Below are 26,588 nucleotides of genomic sequence, written 5' to 3'. Positions count from 1 at the left end.
GCGTCTCACGGGCGCCCTCCCCAGAGCCGCTGGAGCAGCAGCTGCGCCGCCGACAGGACGAGAATGATGGCGAACAGCACGAACGCCACCGCCGCGCCGTAGCCGAGGTTCCACCAGCGGAAGCCCTCTTCGTACATGAGGAGGACGACGCTCAGCGTGGCGTTCGCCGGCCCGCCCTGCGTCATCACGTAGGGCTCCGCGAAGAGCTGGAGGTAGCCGATCGTGGTGATGACGGCGACGAAGACGAAGGTCGGCGCGAGGAGCGGCAGTGTGACCGACCACAGCTCGCGCGCGCGGCCGGCGCCGTCGAGCCGCGCCGCCTCGGAGAGGCGCTCCGGAATGGCCTGGAGGCCGGCCAGGAAGACCAGCATGTTGAAGCCGAAGTTCTTCCACACCGCCAGCAGCGCGAGCGACGGCAGCGCCCAGCGCGGGTCGCCGAGCCAGTCGATCGGCTCGACGCCGGCGAGCGCGAGCAGCTGGTTCAGGAGGCCGGAGCGCGGGTGGTAGAGGTAGCGCCACACCACGGCGACGGCGACGAGCGTCGTCACCACCGGCAGGAAGAGCAGCGTGCGGAAGACCGCTCGCCCGCGCACGACGTGCGCATCGACGAGCAGGGCGGCCCCGAGCGAGACCAGGATCGACGCCGGCCCCGCCACCACGACGAAGAAGAGCGTGTTGCCGAGCGCGGTCGCGAAGCGTGGATCGTCCAGCAGGCGGCGGTAGTTGTCCCATCCGATCCAGCGCAGCCGGCGCGGGTCGGCGACGGTGTAGACGTCGAAGTCGGTGCCGGAGAGCAGCAGCGCGGCCAGCGTCGGCAGGAGGAAGAACACCAGCAGGAGGCCGAGCGCCGGCGCGACGAACCACCAGCCCGCGGCGACGCGCGCGGGCCGGCTCATCCGGGGACCGCTCCGCCGCCGGCCGCGGCGGCGGGCGCCGTGCCCGCGGTGCAGCGGTCGCCCAGCAGCCAGCGGCGCTTGGCGAGGATGGCGTCGACCTCGGCGTCGAGCCGCGCGGTCGCGGCGTCGACGTCGAGCGTGCCGCGGACCGCGGTGTCGGCCCACTGCATGATCTTGCCGGCGATGCGCTCCCACTCCGGGATCTTCGGCGTCGCGCGCACCGCTTCGAGCTGGGTGCGGAACGCGGCCACGCGCGGGTCGCCGGCGAGCGCGGCGTCGTCCCAGACCTCGCGCCGCGCCGGCAGGTCGCCCGTCAGCTCCCAGAGACGCCGCTGCTGCGCCGGCTCGGCGAGGAACGCGACCAGCTTCCACGCGGCCTCCGCGCGCGGCGTCCCGCGCACGACGGCGAGGCTCGCGCCGCCGGCGAGCGACGGCCCCGGCGGCGCGCCGGTGACCGCCGGCATCGGCATCGTGGTCCAGGCGTCGGCGAGCGCGGGCGGGAGACGCCGCGCCAGCTCGCCGAGGTTCCACGGCCCGGTCACGACGAAGGCGACGTCGCCGCGGGCGAAGTCCTCGTAGAGGTTCGCCGCCAGCGCCGCGCCGCCGAGCGGCGCGAGGCCGTCGCGGAAGAGGCGGACCCACGCCGTCAGCGCGGCGCGGAACGCCGGGCTGCGGAAGTCGCCGCGACAGTCGCCGTCGCGCAGCAGCGTGGCGCCGTGCCCGAAGGCGAGGATGACGAGCGGCTGCCACTCGGTGAGCGGCAGCAGGATCGCGTGCTGGCCGGGCCGCGCCCGCGCCTGCACCGCCTGCATGCCGGCCCGCCAGGCGTCCCACGTCCGCGGCGCCTCCGCCTCGCCGGCAGCCGCGAGGAGGTCGCGACGATAGAAGACGAGGCGCGTGTCGACGTACCACGGCACGCCCCAGGTGCGGCCGTCGACGACGTTCGGATCGAGGACGCCGGGAAAGAACGCGGCGCGCGCGGCGGCGTCGAGCCGATCGTCGAGCGGCTCCAGGGCGCCGAGCACGACCAGCTCCGGGATCCAGGTGTTGCCGACCTGCACGACGTCGGGCATCGCGCCGCCCACCCAGGCGGTGAGCAGCTTCTCGTGCGCCGCGCTCCACGGGATGCGCTGCACCGTCACACGCAGCCCGGGATGGCGCGCCGTGAACTCGGGCAGCAGGCGCTCGACCACCTCGCCCTCGCCGCCGAGCGCCCAGAACGTCAGGCGATCGGGGTCGTCGTGCGGGCGGCCGCAGCCGCTCGCGAGCACGCCGGCGCACCCGGCGAGCGCCGCGAGGACGATCGCGGCGGCCCGCCGTGCCCGCGCGGGCGTCACGACACGGCCGAGCCGGGCCGTCCCCAGAGTCCGGCCCGGACGCGATCCGGGATGGCCCAGACGCGCGCGTGCATCGCGTCGGTCGCGTCGGGGTCGCCGAGGAGGACGCGCTGCTCGGCGGCGCCGAGCGCGGCGGGCCCGTCGGCCACGGCACGCTCGACGAGCGCCGTGCGCGTCGCCTGCACCGCTTCGCCCCGGCGCCGTGGGCCGCGCAGCAGCGCCCGGTGGAGGGCGTTCGTGATCGGATCGACCATGGCGCGCACGAAGCCGTGCTGCTCGGCGCGCGGCAGCCACGAGCGCCGCTCCGCCGCCGCGGCCTGGAAGCGCTCGAGATCGCGCAGCTCCGCCGGCGGGTCCTGCTCCTCGGGGACGAGGAAGAGCTTCCAGCGCCGCAGGCGGTCGCCGAGCGAGACCCGGCTCAGCAGCACCGACAGCGGGATGGAGAGCAGCAGCGCGCCGACGATGGGCATCACCCACCAGAAGTACGACGGGTTGAGCCAGTAGAGCCCCGCGCCCCAGGCGCTCGCGACCAGCGTGTCGAGCCCGTGGTGCCGCAGCGCCTCGCCCCACCCCGTGTCGGCCTCCTCGCGCCCCGACGACTTCCAGCCGACGGTCCGCCCGATCACGTTCGTCAGCACGAAGCGGGTGTGGAAGGCCATGCGGATCGGCGCGAGCAGGCTCGACGTCAACACCTCGAGCACGACCGACAGCCCGAGGCGCAGGATGCCGCCGTAGGCCCGCGCCTCGCGCCGCTTCAGCCAGACGAGGAGGATCGCAAGGACCTTCGGCAGGAAGAGGAGCACGCCCGTCACCGCCATCAGCGACAGCGCCCAGTCCGGCCGCCAGATCGGCCATTCGGGAAACAGGCTCGGGCCGTGCGGGAAGTAGTTCGGCTCGTGCAGGACGTTGTCGATCGCCTCGACCGTCGAGAGGCTGAGGAATCCGAACCACAGCACCGCCGACACGTACGAGAAGACGCCGTTCAGGAAGAGCGCGCGGTGGGCGCCGAAGAGCCCCTCGGTGAAGAGCAGCCGCAGGTGCTGCAGGTTGCCCTGACACCAGCGCCGGTCGCGCTTCATCTCCTCGAGCAGCGTCGAGGGCACCTCCTCCCAGCTGCCGCCGAGGTCGTACGCCAGCCAGATGCTCCAGCCGGCGCGGCCCATGAGCGCCGCCTCGACGAAGTCGTGGCTCAGGATCTCGCCGCCGAGCGGCTCGCGGCCGGGCAGCCGCGGCAAGCCGCAGTGGGCCATGAACGGCGCCACGCGGATGATCGTGTTGTGCCCCCAATACTGGCCGTCGCCGAGCTGCCACCAGTGGAGGCCGGCGGTGAACATCGGCCCGTAGACGTGGCTCGAGAACTGCTGGATGCGCGCGAACAGCGAGCGGCGATTCACCGCCGCGGCCGAGGTCTGGATCATCCCCACGTGGGGATGGCTCTCCATCAGCCCGACGAGGCGCGCGATGGTCGTGCCCGACATGAGGCTGTCGGCGTCGAGGGTCACCATGTAGCGGTAGGACGAGCCCCAGCGCCGGCAGAAGTCGGCGACGTTGCCGCTCTTGCGCTCGATGCGCACGCGCCGCCGGCGATAGAAGATGCGACCGAAGGCCGACGCCTCGCGGCACCACTGGAACCAGGCCGTCTCCTCGCCGACGATCGCGTCGGGATCGTTCGAGTCGCTGAGGACGTAGAGGTGGAAGCGGTCCTGCACGCCGGCGCGCGCGAGCGACTCCCAGATCGCGCGCAGGCCGGCGAAGACGCGGTCCACCGGCTCGTTCGCGATCGGCATGACGATCGCGGTCGGCACCGGGCCGGGATCCGGCAGCGGCGGCTCGTCCTCGCCGCCCGCCTCGCCGCGCGCGAGCCCCGTGATCGCATAGCGGTCGCGCCCGCGCAGCAGCGTCCAGAAGCCGAAGAGCGCGGTCCAGAAGCCGACCGAGACCCAGCCGAACAGCACGCCGAAGAACGCGACGATCGCGACCTCGAGCCAGGTGCGCCCCTGGTGCGGCAGCACGTCCACCATGAAGGCGCTCGCGATCGTCGTCGGCACCAGCACGAGCAGGACGAGCAGCAGGCGGCGCACGTGTGCGACGCGCGTCCAGCGCAGCGAGCGCCGCAGGCGGCGCAGCGGGCTGCCGTAGAGGACGGGCTCGGCGTCGCCGCGGCGCCGCGCGCGCCGGCCGAAGAGCCGGCCGAACAGATGCCGCTCGAGGCGCTGGTAGCCCATGTGGGCCCGGCGCAGCGGCGGCGTCGCCGGCACCAGCGCGGCGAGCGGAGCGGTGGCGGCGTCGGCGCGGCCGAGGCCTAGGCCGAGACGCCAGCGCAGGAACGCGTCGCCGCCGACGCCGCTGCCGGCGAGACGCCGCCGCACGACGTCGAGCGTCGCCGCGATCGCGTCGCGCCCTTCGACCCACGGCTCGGCCGAGGCCTGCTCGACGGCGGCGTGGGCGAGGTCGTAGCGGTCGGGCTCGGTGACGCCGAGCGCGGTCAGGTACTCCGTCGCGCGATCGAGGGCGTCGCGCCAGTTCTGCACCAGGCGCGGGTCGCGCGCGGCCCGACCGACCGCCGGCTGATGATCCGCCATGCTCAGGGCACGATAGCGTAGGACCAGGTCTCCGTGAGCACCTCGTCGCCGCGCTGGAGATACGCGCGCAGCTCGATCGGATCGCGGGTCTTCGGCACGAGCTGGAAGCTGAGACGCCGGCCCTTCACGTAGGGGTTCGGCACCAGGTACTGATCGCGGATCTCGGCCACCGCGTCGCCGCCGTTCACCGCCACGATCGCGTTCAGCACCTCGTCGGGCGGCAGCTCGCCGAGCTGGCCGCCGGCGAAGTCGATGACGACGCGCTGGCCGCCGTCGAGCGTGCCCGCGTCGCGCCGGGTGGCGATCGCGCGGCCGCCCGGGGGCCGCGTCGGGTCCTCGCCGTACCACCACTGGGTGTAGCCGTAGCTGATCGGCGAGCCGGGCGTGGCCGGCTTGTCGGCCACCCAGAACGCCACGACGTTGTCGTTCGTGTCGTTCTCGGTGGGGATCTCGATCAGCTCGACGCGCCCCGGTCCCCAATCGCCCCACGGCTCCTGCCAGAGGCTCGGCCGATGGTCCTGCCCCGTCTCCAGGTCCTGGTAGTGATCGAAGTCACGGTCGCGTTGGAGGAGGCCGAAGCCCGCCAGCGAAGGCGCCCCGAGCGAGCTCACCTGGAGGCGGGACGGGTTGTCGACGGGCCGCCACAGCCACTCGCCGTTGCCGAGGTGCATGAGGAGGCCGTCCGAGTCGTGCACCTCGGGGCGGAAGTCGAGGAAGTGCCGCGTCGTGTTCTCGCCGTGGAAGAACATGCTGGTGGTGGCGGCGATGCCGAGCTTCTTCACCTCGGCACGCAGGTAGAGCCGGCACTCGACGTCGACGCGCGTGGCGTCGCCCGGGGTGACGACGAAGCGATAGGCGCCGGTGACACGCGGGCTGTCGAGCAGCGCGTAGATCGTCGCACCGGTCGCCTTCGCGCCCGGCTGCACCAGCCAGAATTCGCGGAAGAACGGGAACTCCTCGCCCCACGATTCGGCGGTATCGATGGCGAGCCCGCGCGCCGAGAGCCCGAACACCTCGTTGCGGCCGAGCGCCCGGAAGTAGGAGGCGCCGAGGAACACGATGACCTCGTCGCGATAGTCCTTCTTCTTGATCGGGAAGTGCAGGCGGAAGCCGGCGAAGCCGAGGTCGTGCGGCACCCGGTTCGCGAACGTGTTGCGGCCGTAGTCGAAGAGGTTCGGCGAGAACGCGACTGGCGTCACCGTGCGGCCGTCGACGAGGTTGATCCGCACCGGCCGGTCGTAGAACAGCCCGGGGTGGAACAGCTGCACCAGGAACGGCGACTTCGTGTCGGCCCACAGCGTCCGGTCGGCCTTGAAGCGGATGTCGCGCCACTGGTCGTAGCTGATCTCGCGCAGCCATTCGGGAATCTTCTCGCGCGGCTCCGCGTACGCCTTCGTGGCGAGCGCCCGCGCCTGCTTGGCCACGAAGGCGAGATCGACGGCGGGCGCCTCCACGGAGGCCTGGGCGTCGGGCCTCTTCTTGCCCGCCTCACGGACCGGCTTCGCGCCGGCGGGCTTGCCGCTGCCCGGCTTCGCGGGTGCCGCTTTCTTGGCCGGAGGAGCGGGCGCCGGGACCGGCGCCGCGTCCTCGGCGGCGGTCCCGGCGGGCACGCCGCACGCGATCGCGAGCACGGCGGCGCAGCGGAGCGTGGCACGAGCGAGCCTTCGAATGCGTGTCTCCACGGGAGCCGGCAGTCGGCCCAGCTTTCATACGCCACTACGGGCGTCAAGCCACGCGGCGCATATCCGTCTCGTTTTCACGAGGTTGCGACCACGCTCGGGTGGCGGCCGGGAGCTCGCCCGCGCGCGCGCCGGGCGACGGGAAGCCGCCCGCGTGCGGCGTGTCGTCGTCGCGCGCTGCCGGCAGCGCGGACGGAACCCGCGCCGGCCCGCGCGCCGGTGGCCCCGGCATCGTCGCGCGGGCTAGAGCGCGCAGCATGGACGACTCGACGCCCTTCGCCACCCGCTACGGACCCGTCGCCCTCGTCGCCGGCGCCGCCGTCGGCCTGGGCGCGGCCTGGGCCGACGCCCTCGCCGCGCGCGGCCTCGACCTCGTGCTGATCGATCGCGACGCCGCGCCGCTCGCCCGCACCGCCGACGCGATGCGCGCCGCGCATCGGGTGACGATCGACACGGCGACGCTCGACCTCGGCCGCCCGGACCTGCTCGCCGCGCTCGCCCCGGTCGTGGACGGCCGGGCGATCGGGCTCGTGGTCTGCAACGCCGCGCTCGGCACCGTCGCGCCCTTCCTCGATCTGGCGCCGGAGCACCTCGACGCCATGCTCGCGGTCAACTGCCGCGGGCCGCTGTTGCTCGCGCACGCGTTCGCCCCCGGGATGGTCGCGCGCGGCCGCGGCGGCATCGTCGTGATGTCCTCGCTGTCGGCCAACGTCGGCTCGGCGCAGCTGTCCGTGTACGCCGCGTCGAAGGCATTCGACCTCGTCTTCGCCGACGCGCTGTGGGCCGAGCTGCGCCCGCACGGCGTCGACGTGCTCGCCGTGCAGCCGGGCTCGACACGCACGCCGGACTGGCTCTCGTCGCAGCCGGCCGACGCCGCGGGCGCCGGCGTGCCGGTGATGGAGCCGGCGGCGGTCGTCGCCGAGGCGCTCGACGCGCTCGGCCGCGAGCCGCTCCTCGTCCCCGGCGAGATGAACCGCCAGGGCGCCGCCCTGCTGGCCGGGATGCCGCGTCGCCAGGCCATCTTGCTGCTGAGCGGCATCACCGGCGGGCTCGTGCCGAACTACCGCCGCCCTTGACTCCGTCGCCCCCGCCGGGCGACGCACGGACATGGCACTCCTGGATCGTTTCCGCATGACGGATCGGGTGGCGATCGTGACCGGCGCCGGGCGCGGCATCGGCCAGGGCATCGCGCTCGCGTTCGCCGAAATGGGCGCCCACGTCGTCTGTGCGGCGCGCACCGAGGCGCAGATCGAGAAGACCGCCGAGGGCGTCCGCGCGTTCGGCGGGCGCGCGCTGCCCGTGCCGTGCGACGTCACCGACGCCGCCCAGCTCGACGCCCTGGTCGCCCGCACGATGGCGGAGTTCGGCCGTATCGACCTCCTCGTCAACAACGCCGGCGGCTATCCGCCGATGGCCTTCCTCGACACCGACCTCCCGTCCTGGGAGTGGTGCGTGAAGTTCAACCTGACGTCGGCCTTCGTCCTGACGCGGGCGTGCGTGCCGCACATGCTCGCGGGTGACGGCGGCGTCGTGCTGAACATCTCGTCCGCCGCGGGGCGCATCGTCCGCAAGGGCTTCGTCGCCTACGGCACGGTGAAAGCGGCACTCTCGTTCATGACCCGCCAGATCGCCGCCGACCTCGCGCCGCGCGTGCGCGTCAACGCGCTGTCGGTGGGCGCCGTCGATACCTCGGCCCTGCGGCCGCTGCTCACCCCCGAGCTACGCCGGGAGATGGAGTCGATGACGCCGCTGCGGCGCATCGGCACCGTCGAGGACATCGCCCTGGCGGCGCTCTGGCTCTGCTCGCCGGCCGGCGGCTGGGTCACCGGCAAGGTGGTCGAGGTCGATGGCGGCACCGAGTCGACCAACTGGCCGTTCGACTGATCGGCGGCGGAAAGCCGCCGATCGGTCGTCGGGCGTCCTCGGCGGCGGCGACCGCCGAGCAGCTCTGCGATCCGCTCAGCGGACGAGCGGATCGGGCAGGATCATGGGCAGGGTCGCCCGCGTGCTGATCTTCACCTTGTCGAGCCGGATGGCGTCCGGCGCGAAGGCCGGGCGCACGATCCCGGGCGTCGTGACGATGCGGAAGTCGCCGTTCGGGTACGTCTGGTTGAGCGTCGTGCGCGCGACGTAGATCTTCTTTGCCGCCGGGCTGCGCGTGGTCGCGTACGACTCGAGGTGGATGTAGCCCGACTTCACGTTGGCGTCGGTGAGCGTGAGATCGCAGTCGCAGAGGATGTCGAAGTAGGCGTGGTTCGGCCCCTTCATCGTGAGGCCGGGCGCGATGCTCATGGCCTCCGCGGCGCGCAGCGAGATCGAGTTGTAGCCCCCCGCGAGCGAGAAGGCCGCCGCCTTGCCGACGACGAGCGCGCCGTCGGCGTTCAGGATGACGCTCGAGAACTCGCCCTTGGTCGAGAACTTCGTGTTGTCGCCGACGAGGACGTCGCCGCGCTCGTAGGTCTGGAACACCACGTCGCCGTTGCCGGCGACGACGACCTTCGGCGCGATCGTGATGTCGCCGCCCAACGTCGCGAACGACACGTAGGTGTCGCGCTTCGTCGCCGTGATGTTGGCGTCGATCCGGACGTTGCCGCTCAAGATGAACAGGTTGGTCTCGTTGCTGAACGAGAACGGCCGCTGCACCACGAGTCCGACCGGACGGCCGCTCGGCTTGTAGCCCGGCTGCGCCTGGTAGGCGTTGAAGCCGTAGGCGCCCTTGCCCGTGAAGTCCTCGAGCGGCAGGTCACCGTTGCTCCAGACGCCGTTGTTGTCGACGTCGATGAAACCGGCCGGCGTGGTCGGTGCCGGCGCCTTCGCCTTCTTGGCGAGGGCCTCTCCCCCGATGAAAACGCTCGCCGCCATGGCGAGCAACAGCGCGTACTTCACCCCTTCGGTCCTCCTCCGTGTCGGAGCGCGGCACACCGCAACAGGGCCGCGCAACGGGCCGCGTCGTGCGACCCTGGGTTCAATCGCACACCCTGCCCGACGAGGGCGTACTGTGAAAGACCCTTTGTTGCCGAAGCGGGCGGCATACGGCGTGCGCGAGCGCCATACCTCTACGCAGTCGAGCGAAAGCCGGCAAAGGCATTGCCGGGCCGGATGAGGCCTGCCGGAACCAGCATCCGATCGCCGATCGCGAGCGTCTCGAGCAGGGCCGCGAGGCCGGGGATACGCGGCGCCGGGACCGGCCGGCCGAGGGCACGGCAGATGCTGCGATGGACCGCATCCAGCGCCCGCAGGAGCGGCGGTGGAGGCGGCAGGGTCACCCCGTCGAGCGGCCGCGCGCGCATGAGCGGGACGGTGAGCGCCCCGGCCCAGCGCACGAAGTCCTGGCGCAGGAACCGGCCGAAGACCGGCAGGATCTCGTCCGAGCGAACCCCGCAGAACGGGCTGAGATCGCTGGCGTCGAGGAAGCGCAGCCCGGGCCGCCGGCCCGGCTGCGAGGCCAGGTTGCGGTCGTAGAGCACCTCGAAGGCGCGGCGTTTCTCGGGCGCGAACGCGAAGCGCGGCTCGCCGACCCAATCCTCGAGGAAGCACCAGCCGCCCGGCTGCAGCCCGCGCGCGATCTCGGCCGCGAGGTGCTCGAGGTTCGTGACGTGGTGGATGGACGCGCGCGACAGCACGAGGTCGTAGGTGCCCACGTCGAGGGTGAGGAAATTGAGATCGGCCGTCCGTACGGCGACGCGGCCGGGGAAGCGCGCGCCCAGCTGCGCCATCCGGCGCACGAGCGGCCCCTCGCTGAGATCGACGAAGGTCAGGTGCAGGTCGGGGTTCGTCGCCAGGATCTCGGCCTCCAGGCCGAGACCGCTCGTCCCCAGCATGAGCCCGCGCCGGAACCTGCCGTAGCGCGCGATCGTGCGATGCCAGGGGACGCGCGGGTCGCCCGTGTACTGCTCGTTGGTGTAGCGGTCGACCGGGCCGGGCTGCTGCCGGGCCTCGATCGTCTCGAGGCCGTAGGGGTGCGCCGCGCGCCAGAACGCCGCCTCCGCGGCCGCCAGCCGGAGGTATTCTGGATCGTCGGGCCGAACGCGGAGCAGGCTCTCGGACACGGGCGCGGGGTAGCGGACGCCGGCGCCGGGGGTCAAACCGGCGCGTCCGGCACCACGTCGAGGGCGACGGTGCAGAGGCGCGCCAGCTCGGGACGGAGCGCGTCGTCGGACCGTTCGAGCCCGTGCACGTGGCCGACGAGGAACGCCACCACGCGGGCATACCAGGGATGCGCCCGCACCAGCCGCAGCGTCGCCTCGGCGCCCTCGGCGCCGGTGGCGTCGCGCGCCCGGGCATGGACATGCCGCCCGCCGACGCGAGCGGTGACGTCCGAGGTGTGCAGCGCGTTCTGCACCCAATCGGCTCGCGCGCCGTACGCCGGCTGCACGTAGTAGACGTCGCGACCCGGATCGTGGTGCAGGACGTCGAGCACGACCGTGTGCCGCCGCCCCGTGCGGCGACCCACCGTCTCCAGCACGATCCAGGGGACGCCCGTCAGCCGGGCGACGAGCCGATCGATGCCGAGCGGCGCGAGGTGGAGCGGCAGGCGATGGACGAAACGGCGCAGCGGATCGGGTCCGGCCACGACCTCCGCGTACCGCGTCGCGCGATTCCCTGCGACCCCGCCCGCCGCTGGCGACCCCCCGCGCGGATCGCTACGCTGCGCGCATCGTGGCCGACGGCAGTCCCGGACGGACGCAGACGCTGCGGCAGGCGCTCCTGGCGCTGCTGCGGCAGGGCCCCCGCACCACCTTCGACCTCTCGCGGCTCGCCCGCCTGCGCGAGAAGGACGTCGCGACCCACCTGGAGCACGTCGCGCGCTCCCTGCGGCACGCCGACGAGCGTCTCGTCGTGACGCCCGCGGTCTGCCGCGGCTGTGGCTTCGTGTTCCGTGACCGGCGCCGGCTGACGCGCCCGAGCGGCTGCCCGCGCTGCCGCGCGGAGACGGTCGAGGCGCCGCGCTTCCACGTCGAGCCGGTGCGCCGACGGTCGACGGCGACCAGCGGCGGCGGTGGGCTCGGCTGACACGCGCGGGCGCGTGCCCGCGCTGTGCCTCGTGCTCTTCGCGGTCGTCTGGATCGCGTGCGCGATCGCCCCCCGCTACCGCGCCGACTGGGCGATCGAGAACCTGCCGACGGCGGTCCTGCTGCCGCTCGTCCTCGTCGCGCATCGGCGCGTCGGCTTCTCGGATCGCGCCTGGGTGCAGGGAACGCTCTTCCTCGTCCTGCACACGATCGGCAGTCACTACACGTACTCCGAGGTACCGATCGGCGACTGGGTGCGCGACGGCCTCGGTCTCGGACGCAACCACTACGACCGCTGGGTCCATTTCGCGTTCGGGCTCCTGCTGCTGCGGCCGATCCGCGAGATCGGCTTCCGCGGCCGCGAGCTCGACCGGGCGACGACGCTCTTCTTCTGCGTCGCTGTCGTGGCCTGGTGGAGCGTCGTCTACGAGCTGGTCGAGTGGCTGGTCGCGAGCGTCGCCGATCCCCAGGCGGGAACCGCCTACCTCGGCACCCAGGGCGACGAGTGGGACGCGCAGAAGGACATGGGCCTCGCCGTCCTCGGCGCGATGCTGGCCGCCATCCCCGAGTGGTGGGCGCCGGTGCCGAAGCGCGCCTGACGCCGACGCCGCTCGCCGGCCCGAGCACGGGGCCCGGGACGGCTTGCGCCCTCGGCGCGTTCCGCGCACAAGACGCCCGAGCCATGTCCCCCGGATCGCTGCCCGTGGCCGCCGCCCTCGGCGTCTGGATCGGCGCGGGCCTCTACGTCCACTTCCGGGGCCGCGAGCGGCTCGCGTTCATGCGCCAGCTCGCCGACCACTCGACGCTGCTGGCGCCCTACAACGCCTTCGTCTATGCCACCTCGGCGGTGCCGCGCTCGCCGCGGCTCGCCCTCGCCGACTTCCCGGAGCTGCGCATCCTCTCCGGCGCCTGGGAGACGATCCGCGACGAGGGCCTGGCGCTCTACGAGGCCGGCCACGTGCACGTCGCCGAGCGGCACAACGATCTCGCCTTCAACTCGTTCTACAAGCGCGACTGGCGGCGCTTCTACCTCAAGTGGTACGGCCGCCCGCTGCCGTCCGCCCAGCGGCTGTGCCCGCAGACGGTCGCGCTGCTGCGCGCGACGCCGAGCGTCCACGCCGCGATGTTCACGGTGCTCGCTCCGCACAGCCACCTCGTGCGCCATCGCGATCCGTTCGCCGGCGCGGTGCGCTTCCACCTCGGCCTGCGGACGCCCAACTCCGACGCCTGCCGCATCTTCATCGACGGCGAGCCGTACGTCTGGCGCGACGGCGAGGCGGTGGTCTTCGACGAGACCTACATCCATCGCGCCGAGAACACGACCGACCTCCCCCGCCTGATCCTCTTCTGCGACGTCGAGCGCCCGCTGCGCGGCCGGGTCGCGACCGCGATCAACCGCTTCGCGATCCATCGGGTGATGCGCCTCACCGCGACGGCGAACGTCGACGGCGAGCCGGTCGGCCTCGCCAACCGCGTCTTCGAGCGGCTCTACCGCGTGCGGCTCGTCATGAAGACGCTGCGCAAGCGCAACCGACGTGCATACTACGCCCTCAGCTGGGGCACGAAGCTCGGCGTCGCCGCGCTGCTCGTCTGGCTCGCGCTGCGCTGACGGCGTGGCGGCCGCAGGACTCGCGACCTGCCGAGCACCGGGCGCAGGCTCGCGCTCGCATGGATGCGCCCGCCTCGCCACCGCCGAGCCGGTGGTCGAGGTCACGATCGAGCAGCGCGTCCCAACGTCGTCGCGGCGGATTGATCCGCCCGCGCGAGCGCGCTACGCCGCCGGGCATGGCACGACTCTGTGAAGGACGCATCGTCATCGTCACCGGCGCGGGCCGCGGCATCGGCCGCGAGCACGCCCTCATGCTGGCCGCGCACGGCGCGAAGGTGGTCGTGAACGACCTCGGCGGTGCGCGCGACGGCTCGGGCGCGTCGGCCGGCCCCGCCGAGGAGGTGGTGGCCGAGATCCGCAAGGCCGGCGGCGAAGCCGTCGTGAACGCCGACGACGTCGGCGATTTCGCCGGCGCGGAGAAGATGGTCCGCCAGGCCGTCGACACCTTCGGCGGGCTCGACGTCGTCGTGAACAACGCCGGCATCCTGCGCGATCGGATGCTCGTCAACATGGCCGAGGCCGAGTGGGACGCCGTCATCAAGGTGCACCTGAAGGGCACGTTCGGCCCCGCGCACTTCGCCGCCGCCTACTGGCGCGACCAGGCGAAGCGGCTCGGGCGCGGCGTCGACGCGCGCCTCATCAACACGACGTCGGTCTCGGGCATCTACGGCAACGCCGGGCAGACGAACTACGGCGCGGCGAAGGCCGGCATCGCCGCGTTCACGATCATCGCCGCGCGCGAGCTGCGCCGCTACGGCGTCACCGTGAACGGCGTCGCACCCGGCGCGCTGACCCGCATGACCGAGGACCTCGGCATGGGCGCCGCCGGCGAGGAGGACAAGGCGGCGATGTCGCCGCGCTGGATCGCGCCCATCGTCACGTGGCTCGCGAGCACCGAGTCGCGCGACGTCACCGGGCGCATCTTCGAGGCGTCGGGGCGCGTGCTGGCGGTCGCCGAGGGCTGGCACCGCGGACCGACGGTGGCACCGCTCGACGACCCGACGGCGCTCGGCCCGGTGGTCGGCGACCTCGTGCGGCGCGCCCGCCGCAACGCGGGCATGGACGGCCAGGACCTCGACTGAGGCGGCGGCGCTGCCTCACGCCCGGAGCAGCGGCAGCGCCGCGGCGGCGAGCCCGTCGGCCCACGCGGCGTCGCCGCGTGCCGACGGGTGGAAGCCGTCGGGCGCGAAGACCTCGGGCGTGAGCGGCGGGAGCGCGGGCGCCACCGCCAGCCCGCGCTCCCGCGCGAGCGCCCGGGTGGCGGCATCGAACGCCGCCGCGCGCAGGCCGAGGAAGGCGCGCAGCGGCTGCGGGAGCACGCGAACGCGCCGAGCGGCGGCAGCGGCGAGACCACCGTCGGACACGGCCCGCCCAGGGCGGCGCACGCGGCGTCGGCCAGCGCGGCCAGGTCGGCACGCCACTGCGCCGCCGTGCCGAGCCGGAGGACGTCGTTCACGCCGAGCACCAGCACGAGGACGTCGGCCGCGAGCCCGTCGAGCCGCGGCACCAGCTCGGCCCGCGCGCGGCGCGCCGTCGCCCCGCTGCGCCCCACGGCATGCCACCGCACCGGGCGCGCGGTCCGCGTCGCGAGCCGTGTCGCGAGGCAGGCGCCGATGCCGTCGGCGTAGCGCGACGCTCCGACCCCGGCCACGGTCGACTCGCCGAGGAGCACGATCCGCAGCGGCAGCCCGGTGCCGGCGAGCGTGCCGTGCGGGTCGCCGTCGGCTTCGGGCAGGCGCAGCGTGCGCCACCGCACCCAGACGGCCTGGGGGACGAGGACCGGCAGGCCCGCGACCAACGCGACCGTCGGCAGATCCAGCACCCGTCCGGTCTGCGACGCGGCCGCGGTTGGATCAACCCGGCTGCCCGGGCTACACACCGCCGGCCGGCCCGGCCGGCAGAGGAGGGACAATTCGTGCAGACGCTCCGAGGCAAGCGCGTGCTCGTGACCGGCGCCGCGTCCGGCATCGGCCGCCGGCTCGCCGAGCGCATCGCGCGCGACGGCGCCGAGCTCGTGCTGGTCGATCTGAACGGCCCGCGCCTGTTCGAAGCGGCCGAGGCGCTGCGTGCCGGCGGCACGACGGTGCAGAGCTACGAGGTCGACCTCACCGACCCGTCGCGCATCCAGGGCCTGCGCGAGGCGGTCCTGCGCGACGGCGGCCCGCTCGACGTGCTCGTCAACAACGCGGGCGTCGTCTTCGGCGGCGCATTCCTCGACGTGCCCGTCGAGCGCCACCTCGCGACCTATCGCGTGAACACGATCGGCCTCGTCGCCATGACGCACGCGTTCCTGCCCGACCTCCTCGCCCGTCCCGAGGCGCACGTCGTCAACCTCGCCAGCGCGTCGGGCTACATCGCCCTGCCCTTCGGCGCGACCTACGCGTCGAGCAAATGGGCGGTGATCGGCTTCTCGGAGTCGCTGGCGCTCGAGCTGGAGCTACAGGGACACCGCAACGTGCACGTGACGACGGTGTGCCCGAGCTACGTCACCACGGGTCTCTTCGACGGCGCGCGCGCGCCGTTCATGACCCGGCTCCTGACGCCCGACCGCGTCGCCGAGCGGACCGTTCGCGGCATCCTCGCGAACAAGCCCGTGGTGCGCATGCCGTGGCTCGTGCGCGTGACGCCCGCGATGAAGGGCCTGCTGCCGATCCGCGCGTTCAACCGCGTCGCCGGCTGGCTCGGCGTCAACACCAGCATGGTGCAGTGGAAGGGCCGGCCGCCGGCGTGAGTCAGCCGGTCGCGGCGCGCGGCGGCTCGGGAGCGACCACTTCGGCGCCCGCCGCGCCGGCCCCCGCCCCGACGCGCCCCTTCCACACCGCGCCGCGGCCCGTCCAATGCCGGCGCGCGGAGTCGAACGTCATGGCGGCGTAGAGGACGCCGGCGAGCGGCAGCGCCAGCGCCAGGAGCGGCGAGCGCCCGTACAGCGCGAGCGTGGGCAGGAACGTCGCCGCCATCGCCAGCCACGCCGCCGCGCCGGCGGTCGCCGCCACCGCACTGCCGTGCAGCGGCCACGCGAGCAGCGCGAGCGGCGGCACGAGGTAGACGAGCGCGAGGCCGAGGATGGTGCCGGCGAGGATCACCGGCGAGTAGCCGAGCTGCGTATACGCGCTGCGCGCCACCATGTGCCAAACGTCGCCGAGGCCGACGTACGGCCGGACGCTGTGCTCGCTCGTCGTGACCCCGAGCCACACGCGCCCCACCCGCTTCAGAGCCGCGCCGAGCGCGCAATCGTCGATGACGGCGCCGCGCAGCTGGGCGATGCCGCCGATGCGGCCGAGCGTGGGCGCGTGGACGAGCATGCAGCCGCCGGCCGCCGCCGCGGTGCGCGCGTGCGGGTCGTTCACCCAGCGGAACGGATAGAGCTTCTGGAAGAAGTAGACGAAGGCCGGCACGAGCAGCCGCTCCCAGCCGCGCGCGCAGTGGAGGCGCACCATCAGCGACACGAGGGCGAGGCCGCGCGCCTCGGCGCGCTGGACCAGGCGGCGGACGTTGCCGCGCGAGTGCACCACGTCGGCGTCGGTGAGGAGGAGATAGTCGGGTGCGACCGCCATCTGCATCGCGGCCCGCACGCCGGTCTGCACCGCCCACATCTTCCCCACCCACCCCGCCGGGCGCGGCGGCGTGCGCACGATCGTCAGGCGGTCCGAGCCCGCGGCGGCGGCGTGCGCGACGTCGCCGGTGCCGTCGCGGCTCTCGTCGTCGACGAGGACGACGCGGAACGGGCCGGGATAGTCCTGTGCCGCCAGCGACGCGACCACGCGGGCGATGACGTCGGCCTCGTCGCGCGCCGGTACGACGGCCGTCACCGACGGCCAGGCCGCCGGATCGGGATCGTCGCCGTCGAGCCGCTGGTCGCCGAGCCAGAAGCCGCCCTGACCGAGCACGAGCCACGCCCACGCCGCGAGCGAGGCGAGCGCGACGGCGGCGACGAGGCTCACGCGCCGCCCCGGATGATGCCGGTGATGCCGCGCGCCCGCGCCCACTCGGCGCCGAGCTGCTCGCTGCGGCCGACGGCGAGCGCTTCGTTGGCCGCGGCGAAGAGCACGGTCTCCTCGCGGCCGAGGTGCTTGCGCGTCAGCTCGACGAGCTCGCGTACGCCGGCGCGCAGCGCAGGCAGCTCGCGCTGCGCGAACATCGCCTTCACGACGCGGTCCATCTCCTGGTGCTCCTCGCGCAGGCAGTGGAGCGGCCCCGTCGTGCCGAGGCCGAGCTCGCGCTCGAGCGGCGCGAACAGCGTCGCCTCCTCGATGCGGGCGTGGCCGAGGAGCGCGATCGCCATCGGCGCCGCCGCGGCCCGCAGCTCGACCAGCGTCGTACAGTGCCCGACGGCGTCGTCGAGCTGCTCGACCAGGAAGTGGAAGACTCCGTGCTCGCCCGTGAGGACGTCGACCACGCGCATGGTCGCCCCTCCTAGCAGCCGCCACCCGGCGACGCACTCCGGACCGGGGCAGGAAGCCGGCCGACACGACTTGCAGCCGTACGCGCGGGCGACTACAGCCGCCACCCGGCCCCACATGCCCACCACCCTGCTGCGCACGACGCTGCTCGCACTCGCCGTCGGCGCGGTCGTGGGCTACGGGCTCGGCGTCCAGCAGGGCGACGCCAACGCGTACGCCACGCTCGACCTCGCGCACACGGGCGCGGCGCTCGTCTGGGACGCAGCTCGCGCCGGCGCGCTGCTCGGCGGGCTCGGAGGCGCGTCGGCCGCCAGCCTGCTCGCCGCGCTCCGCGCGCGGGATTCCGCCGCGCCGCGGGCGCCGCCGGCGCCGCCGCCGCGGGCGTGCTCCTCTTCAGCGCACGACGCGGCCATGCTCGGGCCCGCCCTGCATGCCTCGCGTCTCTTCCGCGATCCCACCGCCTGGGTCGGCCTCGGGCTCGTCGTCGCGCTGCTCGCCGAGCCGTGGCGGGCGCGTGTCGGCGCGCGCGGCCTCGTCGCGGCGACGCTCGTGGCGCTGGCGCCGCTCGCGAGCGCGCGCATCGAGCTCGCACGCACGGCGCCCGCTCCGACCCCGCGCCGCCCGAACGTCATCGTCGTCCTCCTCGACGCCCTGCGCGCCGACCACCTCACGGCCTACGGCTACACGCGCGACACCGCGCCGTTCGTCGACGCGCTCGCGGCCGACGGCGTGCTCTTCGAGCGCGCGTTCTCCCCCGCGAACACGACCCGCATGTCGGTGCCGTCGTTCCTCGGCTCGGTGCACGCGGCCACCCATGGCATCCGCGGGCGCGGCGATCAGGCGCCGCCCGCGCTGCTCCTCCTGCCCGAGGTCCTGCGCAACGCCGGATACCAAACCGCGGCGTGGATGCCGAACCCGTCGCTCGAGCAGCGCTACCGCTTCTACTACGGCTTCGACGCGTACTACGACGGCGACCGCATCCTGCCGCACGCCGAGGACGAGAGCCGGCCGGCCCACGAGCGCTGGGAGACGGCACGGGCGATCCAGGGCTCGGCGCTCGCCTGGGTGCAGGTCCGCGACCGCGACCGCCCCGTCTTCCTCTACCTCCACTACCGCCAGATCCACGGGCCCTACGCGCCGCCGCCACCCTACGACACGCGCTACGCGCCACCCGAGCCCGCGCGGCCGTTCCCCCGCGGCATCTTCCGCCAGCCCGACTACGGGTACCTCCGGCTGCCGCACCACCGCAACGACGTCGGCTACTACGTCGCGCAGTACGACGGCGCCATCCGCTACACGAGCGACCAGCTGACGGCGTTCTTCGCCGCGCTGCGCGCCGAGGGCATGTTGGACGACGCGCTCGTCGTGCTCATGGCCGATCACGGCGAAGCCTTTCTCGAGCACGGCACGCTGAATCACAGCGACACCCTCTTCGACGAGCTCGTGCACGTGCCGCTCCTCCTCCTCCGCACGCCCTCCGGCACGCCGCGCGGCCGCCGCGTCGCGGAGCTGGTCGGGCTCGTCGACGTCGCCCCGACCGTGCTCGACTACGTCGGTCTGTCGGCGCCGCCGACGTTCCAGGGCCGCTCGCTGCGGCCGCTGATCGAGGGCACGGCCGGACCGGGGGCCGACGTCGTCTTCCTCGAGGGACCCGACGCGATCGCGGTGCGAACGTCGCGCTGGAAGGTCATCGTCGACCGCGCCAGCGACGCGACGCAGGTCTACGACCTGGCGGCCGACCCGGGCGAGCAGCACGCCCTGCCCGCGGACACGTGGCCGCCCGAGACGCACGTGCTGGCCCGGCGGCTGCGCGCCCACGTCGCCGCGCACGCGCAGATCCTCGCCGCCGGCCCGGCGACGCCGCTCGACGCCGCGCAGCGCCGCAGGCTCGAGGCGCTCGGGTACGTCGACTAGCCGCGGCCCTGGCCCTGCGTCAGCGTCACCGGCACGCCGGCAGGCAGGTCGCGCCAGGTGTCGCGCCCACCGTCGGGCCAGGTCACCTCGAGGACGTCGACGCGCGTCGCATCGTCGAGGCCGAACCAGGCGACGAGCGGCGCGCCGCCGAAGCTGCCGCCCGCCCCGAGCCGGTGATGCAGCACGCGGCCGCCGACCTCGGCCCGCAGCCGCGCACCGATGGCCGCCGTGTTGGCGCCGGCACCGCGCAGGCGCACCGCGAGCGCACGGCCGGCGCCGCCCGGGTTCCGGAAGACGACGTCGACGAAGGCGTCGCCCGCGAAGAGGCCGCCGGTGCGCACGAGCACGTCCTGGTCGCCGTCGCCGTCGAGATCGGCGACGACGATGCCACCCGCCTTCTGGAGATGCCCCATGCCCGCGGCGGTGGTCACGTCGGCGAAGCTTCGTCCGCCCGTGTTGCGCCAGAGCACGTTCGGCACGATGCCCTCGTAGCCCGCGTACGCCGTGCCGACGTAGAGGTCCTCGAAGCCGTCGGCGTCGAGGTCGCCCACGCCCACGCCGCCGGCGTGCACCACGCGGCCGATGCCGAACGCCTCGGTGACGTCCGCGAACGTGCCGTCGCCGCGGTTGCGGTACAGCCGCCCCGACTCCCCCCGGTGCGGCAGCCCGAGGAAGCTCGCGACGGCGGCGCGCAGGGGACCCAGCTCGTCGTAGCGATCGTCGCCCGGCGCGGCGGCGTGGAACGGGGTCGACGCGGCGACGTAGAGGTCGAGCCGACCGTCCTGGTCGACGTCCAGGGTCGCCACCGCGCCGCTGCTCCACGGGCCGTGCAGGCCCGCCGCCGCGGCGACGTCGTCGAAGGTGCCGTCGCCGCGGTTGCGGTAGAGGCGGTCGGCGGCGTTCCAGTTCGCGACGAACAGGTCGGGTCGTCCGTCGTCGTCGAAGTCGCCCCAGACGACGCCGCGGGCGACGCGCTTGTTCTCGACTCGAGCCGCCGGCGCGACGTCGGTGAAGCGCAGCCCGCCGTCGTTGCGGAAGAGCTGGCCCGCGCAGGGAACCGCCGCCGCCCACTCGGTGCCGACGTAGAGGTCGAGGTCGCCGTCGCCGTCGTAGTCGGCCCACGCCGCGGTCTGCGTCGGGCACGGCCGCTCGGCCAGGCCGCTCGCGAAGGTGACGTCGGTGAAGCGTCCGCCGCCGTCGTTGCGCAGCAGCGACATCGGCTGGCGACCGAAGCGCTCCTGCCAGGCGCCGCGCAGCACCAGCAGATCGGGATCGCCGTCGCCGTCGGCGTCGGCGTGCAGCAGGCCGAGGCCACCCGTGATGCCGTCCAGGTTCGCGTCCTCGGTGCGCTCCTCGAAGCGCCCGCCGGATACGCCGCGGAAGTAGCGCACCGGCACGGACGGGTCGGCGGTGACGGTGACGACGTCGAGGACGCCGTCGCCGTCGAAGTCGTCGACGACGACGCTGCCGGCGACGTCGCGCGTCGCCAGGCCCAGCGCCGGCGCCGCGTCGGCGAAGCGCGGGAACGGCTCGGCCGACGCGAACGCCTCCGGCCCGATGCGCACCGCCGCGGCCACGCCGTCCGGCCAGGCGCCGACCGTCATCGCGGCGACGTTGCGCAGCCAGCGTGCCGGCAGGTGGCCCGGGTCGCGGGCCAGCACCTGGTCGAGGAGCGCGATGCCGCGCTCGGAGCCCTCCGGGTTTGCGTGCACGCCTGCGGGGCCGATCGGCACGATGCAGCTCTCGCTCGTGTGACGGGCGACGCAGTTCTGCGACTCGCCCAGGCGCAGGTGCGCGACCGCGAGGTCGAACAGCGTGCGCGTCTGGTCGTCGGCGTCGACGCTGCGGCCGAGCGCGGGCACCTCCGCCCAGGCGCGGGCGTAGGCGGCGATCGCAGCCTCGTCGTTGCCGAGACGCAGCTCGTGGAAGCCGAGGGTGCGGAACACCGACCAGCGCCGTCGCGGCGTGGCGAGGAAGTCCGGATCGGCGGCGAGCCGGCGAAAGGCCCGCGCCTGCTGGTCGCCGATCCAGACGTTCTCGTCGGGCGCGCGCCGCGCGATCTCCGCGAGCACCGCCACCATGCGCGCGTGACCGGCCGCGGCGGCGGCGGCGGCCGAGGCGGGGGCGCCCGCGTCGGCGGCGGGCGGCGGCGACGGGCGCGCGGCAGCACGGGACGTCGACGGGCGCACGACGCGGCGCGAGCGCCACGGCGGCGAGCGTCACCAGGGCGAGCCCGCCCGCGACCAGCGCGCCGCGCCCGCGCGCGCTACTCGCCACCCGGGTCCTTCACCTCGATCACCGCCATCATCCCGTTGTCCTCGTGCTCGCCGATGTGACAGTGGTACACGAACTTGCCGACGTTGGTCGGCTCGATGAACGGCACGATCGCCGTGACGATGCCCGGCGTGCCGTTCTCGCAGTCCTCGTCGACCTTCCCCTCGCCGGTCGCGAACGGCATGTTCACCGTGTCCTGGTAGCCGGTGAATGGCGTCGGCTCGCCGTTCACCGCGGTCACCTGGAAGTCGAGCTGGTGGATATGGAAGACGTGCAGCTCCTGGCTGCAGTTCTTGATCGTCCACTCCTCGACGTCGCCCAGGTTCACCGTCGTGTCGACGACGGTGGGATCGAACTCCTTGCCCCCGATGTAGAACGTGTTGCCGTCGGACGACTCGGAGAAGACGATCGTGCGCGGCTTGCGGTTCGGGACGCTGCGCAGGTCGGGCACCGGCGGGAACTGGTCCGGCGTCGGCAGCGCGATCTGCGTCTGCTTGCGGCCCTTCACCACCATCGTCGCCAGCACGGTGCCCGGATACCGGTCGCCCACGGGGCCGGTGTTGAACTTCAGCGCGCGGAAGTCGTAGCGGCCCTTCTTCTTCGCCTGGATCAGCACCTCGAAGCGGCTCGCCGGCGGCATCAGCAGCTCCTTCGTCGAGGTGATCTGGTTCTGCCGGTTCCCGTCGCGTGCGGCGACGTGGAACTGATGTCCGTCGAGGCGGAGCTTGTAGTAGATGTCGGTGCCGATGTTGGCGATGCGCCAGAGCTGCGTCTCGCCGGGCGCGATCTCGATGCGCGGCTTCAGCATCCCGTTGACGGTGCGGTTCGTCGGCGCGCTCGGGTCGATGTCGTCCGGCAGGCGGCCGTCCTTGATCTGGATGTCCTTCAGCACGATCTCGCGGTCGGTGATGCCGGCGAGCTGCGGGAACGGGGCGAGCAGGCCGTCGACGATCAGCAGGCCCGACATCCCGCCCATGATCTGCGACTCGGTGAGTCCGTACTGATGCGGGTGATAGTAGAACGCGCCCGACGGATGCGTCGCCGGGATGTCGATGCGGTAGTCGTACGTCTGCAGCGGCGCGATGTGCAGGAAGACGTCGTCGCCCGGCGCCAGCGGCGAGACGTTCATGCCGTGGTAGTGGAGGTTCGTCGGCTGGTCGATGGCGTTCACGAAGTGCAGCGCGATCGTGTCGCCCGGGCGGACGCGCAGCGTGGGCGGGATGTACGAGCCGTTGTAGACCGGCGCGGTGACGAGCTTGTTCGCGACCGTGAACGTCTGCATGCCGACCTGGAGCGTCGCCTCCAGAACCCCGTTCACGCTCGCCAGCTGCGGCGGGTTGGTCAGGATCGGCCGCGGCGCCGCCGTCGCGAGACCCGTCGTCCCCAGCACCAATGCCGCCGCGATCCACCGTCGCGCCCCCGTCGCCACGCCTGCTCCCGCCATCGCCCACCCTCCCCTTTCGTTCGCGCCGGTCGCTACCGGGCACGCCGTACGCCGTCAACTCCGGCGGCGTCGCCCTGAGGCGACGATGCGCCACGGGAGCCGTCCGACGAGCGCCACGGGCACGGCGTCGGTCGGCGGCACGGGCGGCAGACGGCGACCTCGGCGGCCGGCGTCGCCGGCGGATGGCGGGCGGAGCCCCTCTTCCCCGCCGAGGCAGCCCGACGACGGTGCGGGCGCCGCCCATCGCCGTGCCACCGACCGGCAGCGTAGTTGGCCCCGGGGTGGGGCGCGTCAGGCCGACGCGAGCATCTCGCTGCGCAGGAGCGAGCGCGCGGCGGCGGGCTCGACGCGCTCGGTGGCGCGCATCCCGCCGGGACAGATCGCGGCGTGCACCTCGAGCAGCGACATCGTCAGCAGTCGATCGGACGGCTGCGACACGAACTCGACCTGACACCGCCGGCAACGCCCCACGGAGATCTTCTCGCCATCGTTCGAACGCATCATCACGCGCCTCCTGTCCCCACTCAGCAACCCGAATGCCGGCGCAGCAGCGCGTGTGGACGTGGGTCGGGGCGTCCTGGCGTCCGGAATGCCGGACTCCGGGTCCAACGGAGCGGACGGGTGGGGACGCCGGACACGGTTCGTTGCACCGGCGCCGTCCCCGCGCGCGCGGGTCACCCCGGCGTCCGATGGTCGTAGTGGGCACAGGAGCCAACCCACTGAAAAGGCTTACATAGACGTCCAGCGCTCATGGCACGGCGCCTGCTGTGTCGAGGTACTACTCTCGGGAGGGAATCCGTATGTCAGCGTACCTCGTGCTCGCCGCGGTCGCGGCGCTCACGCTCCTCACCGGCCGTCCGGCGACGGCCCAGCTCGACCTCTCGTGCGACGTCATGGACGGGACGAGGCTGCGGCTGAGGAAGCTCGACTTCCCGCTCGGCGGGCAGCGCGTGCTCTACCGCGGACGCATAGACCTCGTTGCCGGCACCGAGATCGAGGTCGCCGAGACCGGGCTGCGGTTCCGGATGACCGACGACGCGGGCACCGTGATGGCCGACGTCACCATACCCGGGAACGCAGGCCTGCCGTCCGGAGCCCGGTGGAGCGGCAGCCGCCTCCGCAACGCGTGGGTCTATTCCGACCGGCGCGGGAGTCTCGGCGGCATCCAGCGCATCCTCGCGCGCCGCAGCCCGGTCGGACCCGGGACCCTCAAGGTGCTCGTCTACGGCCAGAACATGACCTTCGCCCCTCCGGTGCGGAACGTCTACGTGCACATCTACCTGCGGGCCGTCGACGGCAGCCCGCACTGCGGGCGGCGCTTCTTCAGCGAGCTCGGCTGCACCTATCGCAACCAGGGCGGCAAGCTGAACTGCCACTGAAAATAATCTTGTCGGCTTCCTGAAGCGGGTGTAGTCGTCACGCAACGTCATCGAGAGCTCCGGTACGATCGCGGAGGCGCACCGGACCGGAGCGAGGAGGAGAACGATGACCTCGTCGCGTACGGGAACTGCGTTTCTCTTCGTGATGCTGACGGCTCCGAACGCCATCTTCGAGGTGTTCGACCTGGGGACGGTCGTCCCGGCCGACACCGGCGTCCCACGGGTCGCGAGCAGCCCGAGCCAGCTGCCGCGACCGACGACCGGGGTGCTGTCCGCCTGGATCGATGCGCAGAGCGAGGCGACGCGGGTCGCCACCGACGACGCCGTCAGCAACGCGCATTGAGATCGCGGACACCCACCACGCTCGCCGCCCACGCGAGCACCCGCTGGAGGCGCGGCGCCAGCAGGCGCCGCGCCTCGGCGAACGTCGCCCAACGCCATTCGTGGTGCTCCGCGCGTCCGAGCGCGGGGTTCGGCCGCAGCACGACCGTATCGCCCGGGCTCTCCGCGACGTAGAAGCGCGCCACCTTGCCGCCGGCGTAGGGCTCGGTCTCGACGAACCCGTCGCCCCAGCGGAAGGCGAGGTCGCGCAGGCCCGCCTCCTCCTCGGCCTCGCGCACCGCCGTCGCCTGCGGCGCCTCGCCGGGCTCGGCGACGCCCTTCGGGAAGTCCCAGTTGCGGTAGGCGCGCAGCACGAGCACGCGCCAGCCCTCGTCGTCGAGCCGCCGCACGACGACGACCCCGGCGGCGCGCCGCGGCCCGCGCGTCTCAGCCACGCGGGTAGAGGTCGGCGCGCGTCCAGGGGATCGCGTTGGTGCGCCCGCGCGCGAACACCACCTGGAACAGCTGGAGCGAGCCGGCGCGGAAGCTCGCGGTGGCCGAGGCGAGATAGAGCCGCCACGTGCGCACGAAATGGTCGTCGAAGCGCCGTGCGACGACGTCGCGCTGGGCCTCGAAGCGGTCGAGCCAGTGCTCGAGCGTACGCGCGTAGTGCAGGCGGAGGTTCTCGACGTCGAGCACCGAGGCGTCGATCGGCTCCAGGAGGGCGACCATCTCGGCCAGGGTCGGGGCGTACGCACCGGGGAAGATGCGACGCTCGATGAAGGCGCTGAATTCGGCGCGCCGGTTGCGTCCGATCGAATGGAGCAGACCGCGGCCGTCGGGCGTCAGGGTACGGTCGATGGCGCGGGCGAGGTCGGCATAGTGCTCCGGCCCCACGTGCTCCAGCATGCCGACGGACACGAACGCGTCGCACCCGCCGCCGACGTTGCGGTAGTCGTCCTCGACGAACTCGACGCGATCGGCCAGGCGCTCGCGGGCCGCGCGCTCCCGCGCCCACGCGATCTGCTCGTGCGACACGTTGAAGGCACGCACCCGCACGCCGTGTCGGCGCGCCAGGTGGAGCGCGAGCGCCCCCCAGCCGCAGCCCGCCTCGATGACGCGCTCGCCCGGCCGCAGGCGCAGCTTGCGGGCGACGTGCTCCATCTTCGCCACCTGCGCCGCCTCGAGCGACGCGTCCGGCGTCGGAAAGTACGCGCACGTGTAGACCATCTCGCGGTCGAGCCAGAGCGCGTAGAAGTCGTTGCCGAGGTCGTAGTGGTGGTGGACGTTGCGCCGCGAGCCGCGCAGCGAGTTCGAGCGCCGGCGCAGCCGGCGCCACCAGGCCGCGACGCGGGCCCCCGGCCCGTCCCACGGAACGCGGAACACCGTCTCGCAGAGCGCGACGAGATCGCCCTCGACCTCGATCCGCCCGTCGGCGTACGCGTCGCCGAAGTGCAGGTCGCCGTCGGGCGCGACGACGCCGAGCAACATCGCGAGGTCGTGGAACACGAGGCGTGCGACGGGCGGCGACGGCGCCGTCTGGATCGTGAGGCCGCCCGGCAGCACGAGCGCGATCGGCGGATCGCCGAGGCCGTGCAGCAGGCGGCGCGCCACCTGGGCACCGAAGCCGCGTCCCTCGCCGTCGACGGGCCGGCGCGCGGGCGGCGGCGGGACCACCGGGCGCGGAGTGAGGGGTGTCGTCTGCGAGGCCAGGTCCATGACCGTCCTCCTTGATGACGAG

At 73.6% G+C, this 26,588-nt stretch carries 25 protein-coding genes; 10 read left to right on the top strand and 15 right to left on the bottom strand.

All coding sequences use genetic code 11. The annotated features are described in order from the left end of the window. Positions 1-5: 5 nt before the first annotated feature. From KIT14_22420 to KIT14_22405, 4 genes are all read right to left on the bottom strand, one after another. Positions 6-896: a sugar ABC transporter permease gene (locus KIT14_22420; protein MCW5893280.1), complete on the bottom strand. Its 891-nt coding sequence runs from the start codon at positions 894-896 to the stop codon at positions 6-8. Further along, positions 893-2,233, bottom strand: coding sequence for an extracellular solute-binding protein (locus KIT14_22415; GenBank protein MCW5893279.1), 1,341 nt, complete (start codon positions 2,231-2,233; stop codon positions 893-895). The genes KIT14_22420 and KIT14_22415 overlap by 4 nt, the downstream gene beginning before the upstream one ends. Continuing rightward, complete coding sequence (mdoH, locus tag KIT14_22410; protein ID MCW5893278.1) at positions 2,230-4,458, bottom strand: glucans biosynthesis glucosyltransferase MdoH; 2,229 nt, start codon at positions 4,456-4,458, stop codon at positions 2,230-2,232. Before mdoH ends, KIT14_22415 begins: the two co-directional genes overlap by 4 nt. 359 nt (positions 4,459-4,817) lie before the next feature. Beyond that, on the bottom strand, positions 4,818-6,446 hold the full coding sequence (locus tag KIT14_22405; GenBank protein MCW5893277.1) for a glucan biosynthesis protein G: 1,629 nt from the start codon (positions 6,444-6,446) through the stop codon (positions 4,818-4,820). A 305-nt stretch (positions 6,447-6,751) separates the two neighbouring features. Here KIT14_22405 and KIT14_22400 point away from each other — a divergent pair, with 305 nt between their 5' ends. Both KIT14_22400 and KIT14_22395 read left to right on the top strand, forming a co-directional pair. Further along, positions 6,752-7,570 (top strand): SDR family NAD(P)-dependent oxidoreductase, encoded by an 819-nt coding sequence (locus KIT14_22400; GenBank protein MCW5893276.1) that lies wholly within the window; start codon positions 6,752-6,754, stop codon positions 7,568-7,570. 31 nt (positions 7,571-7,601) lie between these two features. Next, positions 7,602-8,378, top strand: coding sequence for a glucose 1-dehydrogenase (locus tag KIT14_22395; protein ID MCW5893275.1), 777 nt, complete (start codon positions 7,602-7,604; stop codon positions 8,376-8,378). Positions 8,379-8,453: 75 nt separating this feature from the next. Here KIT14_22395 and KIT14_22390 read toward each other — a convergent pair whose 3' ends face one another. From KIT14_22390 to KIT14_22380, 3 genes are all read right to left on the bottom strand, one after another. After that, positions 8,454-9,380 (bottom strand): hypothetical protein, encoded by a 927-nt coding sequence (locus tag KIT14_22390; GenBank protein ID MCW5893274.1) that lies wholly within the window; start codon positions 9,378-9,380, stop codon positions 8,454-8,456. Between the two features lie 170 nt (positions 9,381-9,550). Beyond that, a complete protein-coding gene (locus KIT14_22385; protein ID MCW5893273.1) occupies positions 9,551-10,543 on the bottom strand; it encodes a class I SAM-dependent methyltransferase in 993 nt (330 codons plus the stop codon). Between the two features lie 32 nt (positions 10,544-10,575). After that, positions 10,576-11,067 (bottom strand): nitroreductase family deazaflavin-dependent oxidoreductase, encoded by a 492-nt coding sequence (locus KIT14_22380; GenBank protein MCW5893272.1) that lies wholly within the window; start codon positions 11,065-11,067, stop codon positions 10,576-10,578. 83 nt (positions 11,068-11,150) lie between these two features. Here KIT14_22380 and KIT14_22375 point away from each other — a divergent pair, with 83 nt between their 5' ends. The 4 genes from KIT14_22375 to KIT14_22360 all read left to right on the top strand — a co-directional run bounded on the left by KIT14_22375 (position 11,151) and on the right by KIT14_22360 (position 14,197). Next, positions 11,151-11,507, top strand: coding sequence for a transcriptional regulator (locus KIT14_22375; GenBank protein MCW5893271.1), 357 nt, complete (start codon positions 11,151-11,153; stop codon positions 11,505-11,507). A gap of 13 nt (positions 11,508-11,520) precedes the next feature. Further along, positions 11,521-12,105 carry a DUF2238 domain-containing protein gene (locus KIT14_22370; protein MCW5893270.1) on the top strand — a complete coding sequence of 195 codons (585 nt, stop codon included), beginning with the start codon at positions 11,521-11,523 and terminating at the stop codon, positions 12,103-12,105. Positions 12,106-12,188: 83 nt separating this feature from the next. Then, positions 12,189-13,115 carry an aspartyl/asparaginyl beta-hydroxylase domain-containing protein gene (locus KIT14_22365; GenBank protein MCW5893269.1) on the top strand — a complete coding sequence of 309 codons (927 nt, stop codon included), beginning with the start codon at positions 12,189-12,191 and terminating at the stop codon, positions 13,113-13,115. 176 nt (positions 13,116-13,291) lie between these two features. Further along, positions 13,292-14,197, top strand: coding sequence for an SDR family NAD(P)-dependent oxidoreductase (locus tag KIT14_22360; GenBank protein MCW5893268.1), 906 nt, complete (start codon positions 13,292-13,294; stop codon positions 14,195-14,197). Between the two features lie 15 nt (positions 14,198-14,212). Here KIT14_22360 and KIT14_22355 read toward each other — a convergent pair whose 3' ends face one another. Then, positions 14,213-14,434, bottom strand: coding sequence for a hypothetical protein (locus KIT14_22355; GenBank protein MCW5893267.1), 222 nt, complete (start codon positions 14,432-14,434; stop codon positions 14,213-14,215). Between the two features lie 596 nt (positions 14,435-15,030). On the opposite strand from KIT14_22355, the gene KIT14_22350 reads away from it, so the two are divergent. Then, entirely contained in the window at positions 15,031-15,846 is an 816-nt protein-coding gene (locus KIT14_22350) for an SDR family oxidoreductase (protein ID MCW5893266.1), read from the top strand. A 1-nt stretch (position 15,847) separates the two neighbouring features. Here KIT14_22350 and KIT14_22345 read toward each other — a convergent pair whose 3' ends face one another. Together KIT14_22345 and KIT14_22340 are read right to left on the bottom strand one after the other, a co-directional pair. Continuing rightward, positions 15,848-17,056, bottom strand: coding sequence for a glycosyltransferase (locus KIT14_22345; protein ID MCW5893265.1), 1,209 nt, complete (start codon positions 17,054-17,056; stop codon positions 15,848-15,850). Beyond that, complete coding sequence (locus KIT14_22340; GenBank protein ID MCW5893264.1) at positions 17,053-17,517, bottom strand: hemerythrin domain-containing protein; 465 nt, start codon at positions 17,515-17,517, stop codon at positions 17,053-17,055. The genes KIT14_22345 and KIT14_22340 overlap by 4 nt, the downstream gene beginning before the upstream one ends. A gap of 115 nt (positions 17,518-17,632) precedes the next feature. Here KIT14_22340 and KIT14_22335 point away from each other — a divergent pair, with 115 nt between their 5' ends. Beyond that, a complete protein-coding gene (locus tag KIT14_22335) occupies positions 17,633-19,429 on the top strand; it encodes a sulfatase (protein ID MCW5893263.1) in 1,797 nt (598 codons plus the stop codon). Here KIT14_22335 and KIT14_22330 read toward each other — a convergent pair. From KIT14_22330 to KIT14_22320, 3 genes are all read right to left on the bottom strand, one after another. Then, positions 19,426-21,510 (bottom strand): CRTAC1 family protein, encoded by a 2,085-nt coding sequence (locus KIT14_22330; GenBank protein MCW5893262.1) that lies wholly within the window; start codon positions 21,508-21,510, stop codon positions 19,426-19,428. The genes KIT14_22335 and KIT14_22330 overlap by 4 nt on opposite strands. Positions 21,511-21,695: 185 nt before the next feature. Next, complete coding sequence (locus tag KIT14_22325) at positions 21,696-23,147, bottom strand: multicopper oxidase family protein (protein ID MCW5893261.1); 1,452 nt, start codon at positions 23,145-23,147, stop codon at positions 21,696-21,698. Between the two features lie 291 nt (positions 23,148-23,438). Further along, a complete protein-coding gene (locus KIT14_22320) occupies positions 23,439-23,651 on the bottom strand; it encodes a hypothetical protein (protein ID MCW5893260.1) in 213 nt (70 codons plus the stop codon). A 296-nt stretch (positions 23,652-23,947) separates the two neighbouring features. Between KIT14_22320 and KIT14_22315 the strand changes: the two genes are divergently transcribed. Next, on the top strand, positions 23,948-24,526 hold the full coding sequence (locus tag KIT14_22315) for a hypothetical protein (GenBank protein MCW5893259.1): 579 nt from the start codon (positions 23,948-23,950) through the stop codon (positions 24,524-24,526). Between the two features lie 106 nt (positions 24,527-24,632). Next, positions 24,633-24,869, top strand: coding sequence for a hypothetical protein (locus KIT14_22310; GenBank protein ID MCW5893258.1), 237 nt, complete (start codon positions 24,633-24,635; stop codon positions 24,867-24,869). Here KIT14_22310 and KIT14_22305 read toward each other — a convergent pair. After that, complete coding sequence (locus KIT14_22305) at positions 24,853-25,302, bottom strand: NUDIX domain-containing protein (GenBank protein ID MCW5893257.1); 450 nt, start codon at positions 25,300-25,302, stop codon at positions 24,853-24,855. The genes KIT14_22310 and KIT14_22305 overlap by 17 nt on opposite strands. Further along, positions 25,295-26,566 carry a class I SAM-dependent methyltransferase gene (locus KIT14_22300; GenBank protein MCW5893256.1) on the bottom strand — a complete coding sequence of 424 codons (1,272 nt, stop codon included), beginning with the start codon at positions 26,564-26,566 and terminating at the stop codon, positions 25,295-25,297. The genes KIT14_22305 and KIT14_22300 overlap by 8 nt, the downstream gene beginning before the upstream one ends. Positions 26,567-26,588 lie beyond the last annotated feature (22 nt).

Source organism: bacterium (assembly GCA_026129405.1).
Taxonomy (GTDB): domain Bacteria; phylum Desulfobacterota; class Binatia; order DP-6; family DP-6; genus JAHCID01.
The sequence above is the reverse complement of the archived record's forward strand: the minus strand, read 5'-3'. Positions and strand labels throughout refer to the sequence as shown.

Coding starts and splice junctions, on each gene's coding strand:
- KIT14_22420 (MCW5893280.1), bottom strand. CDS start 896: ATGAGCCGGCCCGCGCGCGTCGCCGCGGGCTGGTGGTTCGTCGCGCCG.
- mdoH (MCW5893278.1), bottom strand. CDS start 4,458: ATGGGCTACCAGCGCCTCGAGCGGCATCTGTTCGGCCGGCTCTTCGGC.
- KIT14_22400 (MCW5893276.1), top strand. CDS start 6,752: ATGGACGACTCGACGCCCTTCGCCACCCGCTACGGACCCGTCGCCCTC.
- KIT14_22395 (MCW5893275.1), top strand. CDS start 7,602: ATGGCACTCCTGGATCGTTTCCGCATGACGGATCGGGTGGCGATCGTG.
- KIT14_22365 (MCW5893269.1), top strand. CDS start 12,189: ATGTCCCCCGGATCGCTGCCCGTGGCCGCCGCCCTCGGCGTCTGGATC.
- KIT14_22360 (MCW5893268.1), top strand. CDS start 13,292: ATGGCACGACTCTGTGAAGGACGCATCGTCATCGTCACCGGCGCGGGC.
- KIT14_22340 (MCW5893264.1), bottom strand. CDS start 17,517: ATGCGCGTGGTCGACGTCCTCACGGGCGAGCACGGAGTCTTCCACTTC.
- KIT14_22335 (MCW5893263.1), top strand. CDS start 17,633: ATGCCCACCACCCTGCTGCGCACGACGCTGCTCGCACTCGCCGTCGGC.
- KIT14_22330 (MCW5893262.1), bottom strand. CDS start 21,510: ATGGTGGCGGTGCTCGCGGAGATCGCGCGGCGCGCGCCCGACGAGAAC.
- KIT14_22325 (MCW5893261.1), bottom strand. CDS start 23,147: ATGGCGGGAGCAGGCGTGGCGACGGGGGCGCGACGGTGGATCGCGGCG.
- KIT14_22320 (MCW5893260.1), bottom strand. CDS start 23,651: ATGATGCGTTCGAACGATGGCGAGAAGATCTCCGTGGGGCGTTGCCGG.
- KIT14_22315 (MCW5893259.1), top strand. CDS start 23,948: ATGTCAGCGTACCTCGTGCTCGCCGCGGTCGCGGCGCTCACGCTCCTC.
- KIT14_22310 (MCW5893258.1), top strand. CDS start 24,633: ATGACCTCGTCGCGTACGGGAACTGCGTTTCTCTTCGTGATGCTGACG.
- KIT14_22300 (MCW5893256.1), bottom strand. CDS start 26,566: ATGGACCTGGCCTCGCAGACGACACCCCTCACTCCGCGCCCGGTGGTC.